The organism is Vibrio sp. Vb1018, from assembly GCF_033338775.1.
Lineage (GTDB): Bacteria > Pseudomonadota > Gammaproteobacteria > Enterobacterales > Vibrionaceae > Vibrio > Vibrio alginolyticus.
The window spans coordinates 1-12,221 of record NZ_JAWOTI010000017.1 but is presented as its reverse complement, the minus strand read 5'-3'; the positions used below and the strand labels follow the sequence as shown (position 1 = coordinate 12,221).

Sequence of the window (12,221 nt, the reverse complement as noted above, 5' to 3'; positions counted from 1 at the left end):
TGAGGTTGTCATGTAAGCCCTGATTAACGAGCTTACTGATTTTTATCTGTTACGCGTCTAGACTCGCTTTCACTTTAGCGTGTAACTCTTGAACCGAAGTTACTGACGCTTTTGCGTCTGCAGTATGAGACATACATGTAGCGAACGCTGCATTCAGTGTCGTTGTGTAGTTCACTTTTTCTGCCAGTGCACCACGGCGTAGAACTTTCGAATCTTCAATCGCTTGACGACCAGCAGCCGTGTTTACGATGTAGGTGTATTCGTTGTTCTTGATGCGGTCAAGAATGTGTGGACGACCTTCGTGTACTTTGTTTACCAAACGTGGGTTAATACCCGCTTCGCCCAGAATTACAGCAGTACCGTGTGTCGCATCCAACTGGTAACCCAGTTTCACTAACTTAGAAGCTAGGTCAACAACACGCTCTTTATCACCTTCACGTACAGACAGTAGCGCACGACCACCTTCAGGATAAACCGCACCACAACCTAGCTCTGCTTTCGCGTAAGCTTCTGCGAACGTTGCACCCACACCCATTACTTCACCTGTTGAACGCATTTCAGGGCCCAATAGAGGGTCAACACCAGGGAATTTGTTGAACGGCAGAACCACTTCTTTCACTGAGTAGTAAGGAGGGATAATCTCTTTAGTAAAGCCTTGTGACTCTAGAGATTGACCCGCCATTACACGTGCAGCGATTTTCGCTAGAGGAGCGCCTGTCGCTTTCGATACGAATGGTACCGTACGAGCAGCACGAGGGTTCACTTCAATTAGATAAACGTCGTTATCTTTCACAGCAAACTGCGTGTTCATCAAACCGCGCACACCGAGTTCGAATGCTAACTTCTCAACTTGCTCACGCATCTTGTCTTGAATTTCCTGACTTAGCGTGTATGCAGGCAGTGAACATGCAGAGTCACCAGAGTGAACACCCGCTTGTTCGATGTGCTCCATGATACCGCCGATAACGACGCGTTCACCGTCACAGATAGCATCAATATCAACTTCGGTTGCATCATCCAAGAAACGGTCTAGCAGAACTGGAGACTCGTTCGATACGCTTACTGCTTCGTTGAAGTAGCGACGCAGGTCTTGCTCGTCGTATACGATTTCCATCGCACGACCACCGAGTACATAAGATGGACGAACAACTAATGGGAAGCCAATTTCTTTCGATTTCTCAACCGCTTGCTCCATCGTTGTTACTGTCGCGTTTTCTGGCTGAAGTAGACCTAAACGGTCAACAGCGGCTTGGAAGCGTTCACGGTCTTCCGCACGGTCGATAGCATCTGGGCTAGTGCCAATGATTGGCACACCAGCCGCTTCTAGAGCACGAGCCAGTTTAAGTGGCGTTTGACCACCGTACTGAACAATCACACCTTTTGGTTTTTCAACGCGAGCGATAGACAGTACATCTTCCAGAGTTACTGGCTCGAAGTACAGACGATCAGACGTATCGTAGTCAGTAGATACCGTTTCTGGGTTACAGTTAACCATAATGGTTTCGTAACCGTCTTCACGCAGCGCAAGTGATGCATGAACACAACAGTAATCGAATTCGATACCTTGGCCGATACGGTTTGGACCGCCACCAAGAACCATGATCTTATCTTTGTCTGTTGGGTTTGCTTCACATTCTTCATCGTAAGATGAGTACATGTAAGCCGTGTCAGAAGAAAACTCTGCTGCACATGTATCCACACGTTTGTAAACCGGATGAATATCAAACTGCTCACGAGCACGGCGAATTTCACTTTCAGCGACACCAAGCAATTTAGACAAGCGAGCATCAGAGAAGCCTTTGCGTTTCATCTGACGAAGCACTTCTTTGGTCAAACCTGCGTAGCCGCCCGCCTTGACTTGTTCTTCGAGTTTTACAATTTCTTCGATTTGAACCAGGAACCAGCGGTCGATTTGAGTCAAGTTGAACACACCGTCGACTGACATACCCGCTCGGAATGCATCGGCGATGTACCAGATACGCTCTGCACCTGCTTCTTTAAGTTCGTGACGAATCTTAGTCAGTGCATCTGGCGCTTCCAGATCGACCATCTCATCAAAACCAGTTGCGCCAACTTCTAGGCCACGCAGTGCTTTGTGAAGAGATTCTTGTTGGTTACGACCAATCGCCATTACCTCACCAACCGATTTCATCTGAGTTGTCAGACGATCGTTTGCACCAGCAAATTTCTCGAAGTTAAAGCGAGGGATCTTAGTTACGACGTAGTCGATAGTTGGTTCAAATGACGCAGGTGTTGCACCACCTGTGATGTCGTTTTGTAGTTCGTCTAGCGTAAAGCCAACAGCCAGTTTCGCTGCAATTTTCGCGATTGGGAAGCCTGTTGCTTTTGATGCTAGCGCAGAAGAGCGAGATACACGCGGGTTCATCTCGATGATGACCATACGACCATCTTTCGGGTTGATACCAAACTGTACGTTTGAACCACCTGTTTCAACACCAATCTCACGTAGAACGGCTAGCGATGCATTACGCATAAGCTGGTATTCTTTGTCAGTCAGTGTTTGTGCTGGAGCAACCGTGATTGAGTCACCCGTATGGATGCCCATTGGGTCAAAGTTCTCGATTGAACATACGATGATACAGTTGTCCGCTTTGTCACGAACGACTTCCATTTCGTACTCTTTCCAACCGATGAGTGACTCATCGATAAGAAGTTCGTTGGTCGGAGATAAGTCCAGACCGCGACGACAGATTTCTTCGAACTCTTCTTTGTTGTACGCAATACCACCACCAGTGCCACCCATGGTGAACGATGGACGAATGATACAAGGGAAGCCAACCATATCTAAAACTTTGTAAGCTTCTTCCATGCTCTTCGCTGTATCTGCGCGAGGACACTCAAGGCCGATAGACTTCATCGCTTTATCAAAACGAGAACGGTCTTCCGCTTTGTCGATTGCATCAGCCGTTGCACCAATCATCTCTACGCCAAACTCTGCGAGAACGCCGTGCTTCTCTAAATCTAACGCACAGTTAAGTGCTGTCTGACCACCCATAGTTGGCAGAACTGCATCAGGACGTTCTTTCTCGATGATCTTGCGTACAACTTCCCACTGAATCGGCTCGATGTAAGTCGCATCTGCCATCTCTGGGTCAGTCATGATGGTTGCTGGGTTAGAGTTAACCAGGATAACTCGGTAACCTTCTTCGCGAAGAGCTTTACACGCTTGTGCGCCAGAGTAGTCAAACTCACATGCCTGACCGATAACAATCGGACCAGCACCAAGAATTAGAATACTTTGAATGTCAGTACGTTTTGGCATTATCTACTACTCCGAATTAAGCGCTGTGTTTTTTGATTAGTTCGATAAAGTGGTCAAATAGCGGTGCCGCGTCATGTGGACCAGGGCTCGCTTCTGGGTGACCTTGGAAGCTAAATGCTGGCTTGTCTGTGCGGTGGATACCTTGCAAAGAGCCATCAAATAGCGATACGTGAGTAGCACGTAAGTTTTCCGGTAATGTTGCTTCATCTGCCGCAAAGCCGTGGTTTTGCGAAGTGATCATCACAACGTTACGCTCTAAATCTTTTACTGGGTGGTTTGCACCGTGGTGACCAAACTTCATTTTCACCGTTTGCGCACCTGATGCTAGCGCCAGAATTTGGTGACCTAGACAAATACCAAAAATTGGCAGGCCTTTTTCTAGGAACACTTTGGTTGCTTCAATCGCGTAAGTACATGGTTCTGGGTCACCAGGGCCGTTCGATAAGAATACGCCATCTGGATTTAGTGCCAGAACTTCTTCCGCTGACGTTTCTGCAGGTACAACCGTTAAGCGGCAGCCGCGGTCAACCAACATTCGTAAGATGTTGCGCTTTGCGCCGAAGTCGTAAGCGACAACGTGGTATGGCAGCTCGCTGTCATCTTTCGCCTCTGGAAGTCCACCTTCAAGCGTCCACGAACCTTGCTTCCATTGATACGCTTCTTTTGTTGTAACTTCTTTCGCAAGGTCCATGCCTTTTAAGCCTGGGAATTCTTTTGCTTTCGCTAGTGCCAAAGCTTCGTCTAGGTTGTTGCCCGCAACAATACAGCCGTTTTGAGCACCTTTTTCACGCAGGATACGAGTGAGCTTACGAGTATCGATATCAGCGATGCCAACGATATTTTGAGACTTAAGATAATCAGAGAGGGATTGTTCGTTACGGAAGTTAGAAGCGATTAGAGGAAGATCGCGAATCACAAGGCCTTGTGCATGAATGGAAGAGGACTCTTCATCTTCGGAAGTGGTTCCGGTATTGCCAATGTGAGGATAAGTGAGAGTGACGATTTGCTGAGAATAGGAAGGATCAGTGAGGATTTCTTGATACCCCGTCATCGAGGTATTAAAAACGACTTCACCAACGGAAAGACCATCTGCCCCTATGGACACTCCGCGGAACACTGTCCCATCTTCTAGGACCAACAGTGCTAATTTACCCAAGACAACCTCCAGAATAAAAATGCAAAAAAAATAAATCAAACTGCAAACATGCCTTCCTTTACCTATAAAATCTACATAAATAGGTATTTCAGACAAATTGGCGGTATTCTAAAGTTGGACTCGAAACCTGTCAACCTACAATCAAAAATAAATGATTAATTTCTAGCGAGTAAGGTCATTTTGAATCAGTAAGGCCCAAAAAGATAACTTTTACATGCTATTACATAGAGAGGCATAGAGGTTTAATGAATTTTACAAATTTGAACTTTTTAGAGATCACAAAAAAGTATGAGTTTTTCACGCAAACGTTCACCCAACAAAAAAGACATTAGTTTTTGGACATCAAAACCCAAAATACCAACAAGACAACCAAAACAACAACAAAAGTAAGCACCAAAATACTTTCTGTTAGAATCATTTCATTTACAAATAATTCTATAGATATAAAAAAGCCGGCTACCGCCGGCGAATAATTATGTATTTAGAGTTCATTCAATCCCAAAACATCTGTCATGGTATAAAAGCCCGCTGGTTTGGCACTCAACCAAACAGCGGCCTTGACGGCGCCATTAGCAAACGTCATACGATCGGTCGCTTTGTGCGTTATCTCCACTCGTTCCCCGATATCAGCAAACATGGCTGTGTGCTCACCGACAATATCGCCAGCGCGAATTGTAGCAAAGCCGATCTCATCTTTAGTACGTTCACCTGTGATACCTTCTCTCGCATAGACAGCTACATCATTCAGCTTGTTGCCCATCGCACCAGCAATGGCTTCGCCCATCCCGATAGCAGTACCAGAAGGAGCATCAACTTTATGACGATGATGTGCTTCGACAATCTCAACATCACAGTAGTCGCCCATCACTTTGGCTGCTTTCTCAAGAAGCTTAAATACTAGGTTCACACCAACAGAGTAGTTAGGAGCCATGACAACAGGCACTTGCTTAGCGGCTTCGTCAATCAGTTCACGCTCTGCATCACTGAAACCAGTCGTCCCAATCACAATACTCTTTCCATGCTTCTTACACAGTTCAAGATTCGCCAACGTACTTACTGGGGCAGTAAAATCGATGATTACATCAAAATTATCGACGTCTTTAGCAAGATCATCCGTTAAGAACACATCGAATTTGCCTTCACCACAAAGTTCACCGATATCGACACCGACAAGTGAGGACTCAGGTCGTTCTGATCCCGCGCTCACTGTCGCCTCTGGATTAAGGTGTGAAGCTTTAACCAAATTACGGCCCATTCGGCCTGCTGCTCCTGCGATTGCAATACGAACCATTGCGCTTTCTCTCCTTCTCTGGATAACGAGGTTTGCTCTCGTTCTCTCGTTTCGCTTAATCTGTTTAAACTAACAACATACCGTGGTTACCACAAGCAAGTTCATCAGGCTTAAGCGAACTCTTTTACGACACGCTCCAAGATAGGCACGTTCGCTTCAGGAAAGGCATAGTTACCCAATTCTCTTATCTCAACCCAGCGACCTTCTTGACCTTCTCGGCCGTAAGGCTCATTACTGAACTTAGATACCGTAATAAAATCAAACTTAAGTGATTTGTCTGGATAGTCATATTCCAAATGCTCGAAAAGGGCTTGCTCAGTAACTTCAATTCCTACTTCTTCTTCAAGTTCTCTTGCTAGAGCATGTTCAATACTTTCTCCTGACTCGACTTTCCCGCCGGGAAACTCCCAAAACCCGCCTTTATGCTTGTCGTCTGGACGCTTTGTAATAAAAATTTTTGATTTGTCTTGGTTAAAAATAATAGCCGCGACTATGTGAATTCTTTTCATAGGGGTTCCTAACTCTCAAGCCGTTACGCTTCAACGGTCTTTGCATCTCTAAAACTATCCGATGCTATCAAAACTTATGAAATTCGACAGCCACAGAATTTGCTTAAAAAAAGAGCCGCCTAGGCGACTCTTTAAAAAATTATCTGACTAATACGTTAGTCGATTTTGCCGTGGCACTGTTTATACTTCTTACCACTACCACAAGGGCAAGGCTCATTGCGACCTACTTTACGTTCATCACGTACCATTGGCTGACTTGAACCTTCTTCAGATTCTTCACCTTCAGAAAGAGGGTTTTGTGCTGCTGCGTGTTGCGCTTGAGCACGACGAGCGGCCTCTTCAGCTTGCGCACGACGTTGCTCTTCCATACGTTCAACTTCTTCTTGTTGCTGAACTCGAACGCGAGATAGAACAGTAATCACATCAGTTTTCAGCGCTTCTAGTAGACCTTCAAACAGTTCAAACGATTCACGCTTGTATTCCTGTTTCGGGTTCTTCTGCGCATAGCCGCGTAAGTGAATACCCTGACGCAAGTGATCCATTGCTGCCAAGTGCTCTTTCCAAAGCGTATCCAGAGTTTGAAGCATAACCGATTTCTCGAAGTTACGAAGCACTTGGGCACCCACCACTTCCTCTTTCTCTTTGTACACTTCAACGGCTAGATTGATGATCTTCTCGCGTAGCGCCTCTTCGTAAAGCTTATCGTCTTCTTCAAGCCATTGCTTCACTGGCGCATCAAGATCGAAGTCTGCTTTCAAGCGCTCTTGTAGACCTTCAACGTCCCACATATCTTCTAGTGATTGTGGCGGGATGTACTCATCAATAACCGCGGTTAGCACATCTTCACGGTTTTGCTCGATCATACCGCTGATGTCTTCAACGTTCATCAATTCGTCGCGCAGCTCGTAGACAACCTTACGCTGATCGTTCGCCACATCATCGTATTCTAGTAGCTGCTTACGGATATCAAAGTTACGGCCTTCCACTTTGCGCTGTGCTTTTTCAATTGAGCGAGAAAGCATTTTCGATTCAATAGCTTCACCTTCTTCCATACCACTTTGAATAAGGCTCGCCATACGATCAGAAGTGAAAATACGTAACAAAGAGTCTTCCATAGATAGGTAGAAGCGCGATGAACCCGCATCACCTTGACGACCAGAACGACCACGTAGCTGGTTATCAATACGGCGAGATTCGTGGCGCTCAGTACCAATGATGTGTAGACCACCAGCATCTAATACTTGATCATGTACCACTTTCCACTCTGCTTTAATCGCATCGATTTGTTCTTGAGTTGGGTTCGCCAAAGCTTCCACTTTTGATTGCCAACTACCGCCAAGCACAATATCCGTACCACGACCGGCCATGTTGGTCGCGATAGTTACCGCACCAGGCATACCCGCTTCAGCAACAATTTCCGCTTCCTTCTCATGGAATTTTGCATTCAGTACGTTGTGTTTGATCTTAGCCTTCTTCAATGCGTTAGAAAGAAGTTCTGATTTTTCAATCGATACGGTACCAACCAATGTTGGCTGACCTTTCGCAACGCGCTCTTTGATATCTTCAATGATTGCAGCAAACTTCTCAGCTTCGGTGCGGTACACCACATCCGGCATATCGTTACGAATCATAGGTTTGTTGGTTGGGATAACCACCGTTTCCAAGCCATAAATAGATTGGAACTCAAACGCCTCAGTATCCGCAGTACCTGTCATACCAGACAGTTTTTCGTATAAGCGGAAGTAGTTCTGGAAGGTAATCGAAGCCAAAGTTTGGTTTTCGTTTTGAATCTTAACGCCTTCTTTCGCTTCTACTGCTTGGTGAAGACCTTCAGACCAACGACGACCTGGCATTGTACGACCAGTATGTTCATCAACAATTACTACTTCACCTTCGTCAGTAACGATGTAATCAACGTTGCGCTCAAACAACACATGAGCACGCAAAGCGGCATTCACGTGATGTAACATGCTGATGTTAGTCGGAGAGTAAAGTGTGTCACCCTCTTCCATAAGACCATTTTTCACCAACAGTTCTTCAACGTACTCTTGGCCCGTTTCTGTGAGGTATACTTGCTTTGATTTCTCATCAACAGTGTAGTGACCATCACCACGATATTCTTCAGAGTCTTCTTTGTCTTGCTTTTTAAGATGCGGGATCAAAAGGTTGATTCGGGTGTATAGCTCAGAGCTATCTTCAGCAGGACCAGAAATGATTAAAGGGGTACGAGCTTCATCAATTAGGATTGAGTCCACCTCATCGACAACTGCAAAGAAGCGTTCACGTTGTACGCGATCTTCGCTACGGAAAGCCATATTGTCACGAAGGTAGTCAAAACCAAATTCATTGTTGGTTCCGTATAGAATGTCAGCTTGGTACGCTTCTTTTTTCTCTTGAGGAGGCATGTTTGGCACGTTTACGCCAACAGTCATACCTAAAAATTCAAATAGAGGGCGGTTTGTCTCTGCATCACGTTTAGCTAGATAATCGTTCACTGTTACAATATGAACGCCTTTACCAGCTAGGGCATTTAGGTAAGCAGGAAGCGTTGCCGTCAGCGTTTTACCTTCACCCGTACGCATTTCAGCGATTTGACCCGCATTTAGAACCATACCACCGATAAGCTGGACGTCGAAGTGGCGCATACCGTAGACACGCTTAGATGCTTCACGAACCGTAGCAAAAGCTTCTGGAAGTAGTTTATCAAGAGTTTCACCCTTCTCTAGGCGCTCACGGAATTCAACCGTCTTTGCTTTTAGCTCTTCGTCACTTAGAGCCTCGAATGTTGGCTCATAGTTATTAATTTCTTTTACAATTTTTCTAAGGCGGCGCAGTGTTCGGTCGTTGCGACTGCCAATCACTTTTGTCAGTAGCTTAGTTATCATTTTTCGTGAATCTCTCTTTATTCAGACCGTTCCCGATCTACTCATAATGCCTTCAGTCTCTGCCAGTTTGGAACTAAGAATACTGAGATAAATCATTTATCAAAGATATTGAGTTCAAACATCCATATTTCAAGGCTAAGTTTTGAAACAATGTGGCTTAGTGTAAGGATTTTTAATCGATACAACCATAAATAGACGTATTTGTTTGAAGCACTCTGAAGTTTTTACTTAAAGTGGTGACTGATTAGCCGATATTGCATACCGCAATATGTGTAATCCATCCAGAGCAAACTTTGCTTTTTACCTTGCTACATTGTAAAACTGAAGCTAAAGACGTTAATGTAAACTATACCTTGATAGAAAGCTGCTCTAGAATAGCTATATCTCAACAAAATTAGATTTTACCTATGCGTGATCACCGTCCAACCTCGACTGAAGATGTTATTGCTGAGTCACAGTTCAAGCAGATTCAAGAACATGCTGGAGAAATCTTACAGCTTAACCAAGCTTTGCAAGAGGTCTTACCCACGGGGACGGCCGATCATTGCCGAGTAGCGAATGTTCGTAACGGCCATCTATTGATCGATGTCTCTAGTGCCGCGATCAAAATGAAGATCGATTACGATCGCCTCATGATCCTAAATAAACTTCGTACTCAAGGCTTTGCCAAGCTGATGAGCGTTGAAGTGAGGATCAATCCTTCACTATATCGAAACCGCTTTCAACAAGGCGACAGACCTAAGCGTCCACCACTAACCGAATCTGCAGCAAAGTCATTAATGACGATTGCCGACATGGCGCCACCGAAAATTCAAGAGCGTTTAAAACGATTAGCCGATATGGCAGAAAAGGAAGATCGTAAGTGAACGTTATTTCAATATGCTGAAAGCTTGAATGTTATTGATAAATCCAGGATTAAAGCCAAATAGCAAAAAACCAGGCATAAGCCTGGTTTTTTTATTAATTCTAATGCCAAGTATTTACGCAAGCACCATATTTGGTTCTGCGAATGCTACTGGTGAGCCGACTTCTTCTTCGAATGTAGTCCACTCCCACGCTTCCTGATCTGCAAGAACAGCACGTAACAGTTGGTTATTTAAACCGTGGCCAGATTTAAAGGCACGGAATTCACCAATGATTGGGTGGCCACACATGTAAAGGTCACCAATCGCATCCAACACTTTGTGAGTCACAAACTCATTTTCAAAGCGTAGACCTTCTTCATTAAGAATACGGTAATCATCCAAAACGATAGCATTGTCAAAACTACCACCCAAAACTAGGTTTTGAGATTGTAGATATTCGATATCACGCATAAAGCCAAACGTACGTGCTCGAGAAATCTCACGAACAAAGCCTTTTGACGAGAAATCAAACAGCAAACGTTGCTCGTCTGATTCAATCGCTGGGTGATTAAACTCAATTTCGAAGTCCATACGGAAGCCGTTAAATGGTACAAATTCTGCCCATTTATCACCATCTTCAAAACGAACTGGCTTTTTGATACGGATGAAGCGTTTTGGCGCATTTTGCGTTTCGATACCTGCTTGTTGTAGCAAGTATACAAATGGGCTTGCACTACCATCCATGATCGGAATTTCAGGTGCGTCTACTTCGACAATAATGTTATCGATGCCCATACCAGCAAGTGCCGCATTCAAGTGCTCAACAGTTGAAATACGCACACCTTCATCGTTTACCAATGCAGTACAAAGCATGGTGTCACGAACCGAAGCTGGATCAGCTGGAAAATCTACAGGTGGATTTACATCTGTACGACGGTAAATGATACCTGTATTTGCAGCAGCCGGGCGCAGAGTAAGTGTGACTTTACGACCAGAGTGGAGACCCACACCAGTTGTTTTCACTATTTCTTTCAGAGTACGTTGTCTGATCATCTGCTTGCCTCTCAAAAATTTGCTACAAAACACGGCCGTCTGTAACGTCGACCGTGAATGCTACCATAATTTTGAGCCATGTCAAATTTATGGGTTAAAGATTAATCAGCCTGACGACGCAAAAATGCCGGTATGTCTAAATAACCACTTTCCTTTTCTTGCTTTGGAGCCGCAGAACTTTGGCTCGACGAAGCTGGAGAAGAAGGAGCAGTGTTTGTCGGCTGAGGAGTTACCTGTGGCTTCTCTTGCACTTGATTATTCTGCAAAGTCTGTGCCGGTTTTTCTTCAGCTTGCGTTGCCGCTGCTTGTTGCTGTGGTTGAGCTTGCGGCGTCGGTGCCACTTTAGCTTTACCACCCGCAACTAGCGTGATATCTGGCTTTTTCTCATTACCAATACCTGTCGCTACAACTGTTACGCGGATTTCGTCAGTCATATCAGGGTCTAGAGAAGTACCGATAACAACAGTCGCATTGTCAGAAGCGAATGCCTTCACTGTATTACCAACCGTCTCAAACTCGTCAAGACGCATATCCAGACCAGCAGTAATATTGACAAGAACACCACGAGCGCCCGCTAGATCGATGTCTTCCAGAAGTGGGCTAGAAATTGCCATTTCAGCCGCTTCTTCAGCACGGTCTTCACCTTTGGCGATGCCGCTACCCATCATTGCGTGACCCATTTCAGACATTACAGTTCTTACGTCCGCAAAGTCGACGTTGATCATGCCAGGGCGAGTAATTAGCTCAGCAATACCTTGAACGGCATTCTTAAGAACATCGTTAGCGCTTGCAAAAGCTTCTAGTAGTGTTACACCACGACCAAGTACTTTAAGTAGCTTTTCGTTTGGAATCGTGATCAAAGAGTCAACATGCTTAGAGAGCTCATCGATACCTTGCTCAGCAAATGCCAAACGCTTTTTACCTTCAAAACTAAACGGTTTAGTTACTACCGCTACTGTTAGAATGCCAAGCTCTTTAGCCACTTCAGCAATAACAGGCGCTGCACCAGTACCGGTACCGCCACCCATACCAGCTGCGATAAACACCATATCGGCGCCAGTCAGGGAATCTTTAATTCGATCTCTGTCTTCGAGAGCTGCGTCACGGCCAACCTGTGGATTAGCACCTGCACCCAGACCTTTAGTGATATCACCACCGATCTGAATTACATTGCCAACGCTTGTCTTACGAAGTGCTTG

At 45.1% G+C, this 12,221-nt stretch carries 8 protein-coding genes; 1 reads left to right on the top strand and 7 read right to left on the bottom strand.

The window, feature by feature from the left end:
* Nucleotides 1–49: 49 nt before the first annotated feature.
* The 5 genes from carB to secA all read right to left on the bottom strand — a co-directional run bounded on the left by carB (nucleotide 50) and on the right by secA (nucleotide 9,124).
* Entirely contained in the window at nucleotides 50–3,283 is a 3,234-nt protein-coding gene (carB, locus tag R7Z10_RS16880) for a carbamoyl-phosphate synthase large subunit (protein WP_005381854.1), read from the bottom strand.
* A gap of 16 nt (nucleotides 3,284–3,299) precedes the next feature.
* Nucleotides 3,300–4,439 (bottom strand): glutamine-hydrolyzing carbamoyl-phosphate synthase small subunit, encoded by a 1,140-nt coding sequence (gene carA / locus R7Z10_RS16875; RefSeq protein WP_017821483.1) that lies wholly within the window; start codon nucleotides 4,437–4,439, stop codon nucleotides 3,300–3,302.
* A 481-nt stretch (nucleotides 4,440–4,920) separates the two neighbouring features.
* On the bottom strand, nucleotides 4,921–5,730 hold the full coding sequence (gene dapB / locus R7Z10_RS16870; protein ID WP_005381860.1) for a 4-hydroxy-tetrahydrodipicolinate reductase: 810 nt from the start codon (nucleotides 5,728–5,730) through the stop codon (nucleotides 4,921–4,923).
* Between the two features lie 110 nt (nucleotides 5,731–5,840).
* Nucleotides 5,841–6,239 (bottom strand): 8-oxo-dGTP diphosphatase MutT, encoded by a 399-nt coding sequence (gene mutT, locus R7Z10_RS16865; protein WP_005387387.1) that lies wholly within the window; start codon nucleotides 6,237–6,239, stop codon nucleotides 5,841–5,843.
* 155 nt (nucleotides 6,240–6,394) lie between these two features.
* A complete protein-coding gene (gene secA, locus R7Z10_RS16860) occupies nucleotides 6,395–9,124 on the bottom strand; it encodes a preprotein translocase subunit SecA (protein ID WP_176311268.1) in 2,730 nt (909 codons plus the stop codon).
* A gap of 407 nt (nucleotides 9,125–9,531) precedes the next feature.
* Between secA and R7Z10_RS16855 the strand changes: the two genes are divergently transcribed.
* Entirely contained in the window at nucleotides 9,532–9,990 is a 459-nt protein-coding gene (locus R7Z10_RS16855; RefSeq protein WP_025768411.1) for a DUF721 domain-containing protein, read from the top strand.
* Between the two features lie 114 nt (nucleotides 9,991–10,104).
* On the opposite strand, the gene lpxC is transcribed toward R7Z10_RS16855, so the two are convergent.
* The gene (gene lpxC, locus R7Z10_RS16850; protein ID WP_025768410.1) at nucleotides 10,105–11,022 is read right to left on the bottom strand and encodes a UDP-3-O-acyl-N-acetylglucosamine deacetylase; all 918 of its coding nucleotides are present in this window, start codon (nucleotides 11,020–11,022) and stop codon (nucleotides 10,105–10,107) included.
* A 101-nt stretch (nucleotides 11,023–11,123) separates the two neighbouring features.
* A partial coding sequence (gene ftsZ / locus R7Z10_RS16845) for a cell division protein FtsZ (protein ID WP_318105348.1) occupies nucleotides 11,124–12,221 on the bottom strand: 1,098 nt, incomplete at its 5' end.

What these genes read in the sequence shown, in the direction of transcription:
- R7Z10_RS16855 (WP_025768411.1), top strand. Translation starts at nt 9,532, where the DNA reads ATGCGTGATCACCGTCCAACCTCGACTGAAGATGTTATTGCTGAGTCA.
- secA (WP_176311268.1), bottom strand. Translation starts at nt 9,124, where the DNA reads ATGATAACTAAGCTACTGACAAAAGTGATTGGCAGTCGCAACGACCGA.
- lpxC (WP_025768410.1), bottom strand. Translation starts at nt 11,022, where the DNA reads ATGATCAGACAACGTACTCTGAAAGAAATAGTGAAAACAACTGGTGTG.
- dapB (WP_005381860.1), bottom strand. Translation starts at nt 5,730, where the DNA reads ATGGTTCGTATTGCAATCGCAGGAGCAGCAGGCCGAATGGGCCGTAAT.
- carB (WP_005381854.1), bottom strand. Translation starts at nt 3,283, where the DNA reads ATGCCAAAACGTACTGACATTCAAAGTATTCTAATTCTTGGTGCTGGT.
- mutT (WP_005387387.1), bottom strand. Translation starts at nt 6,239, where the DNA reads ATGAAAAGAATTCACATAGTCGCGGCTATTATTTTTAACCAAGACAAA.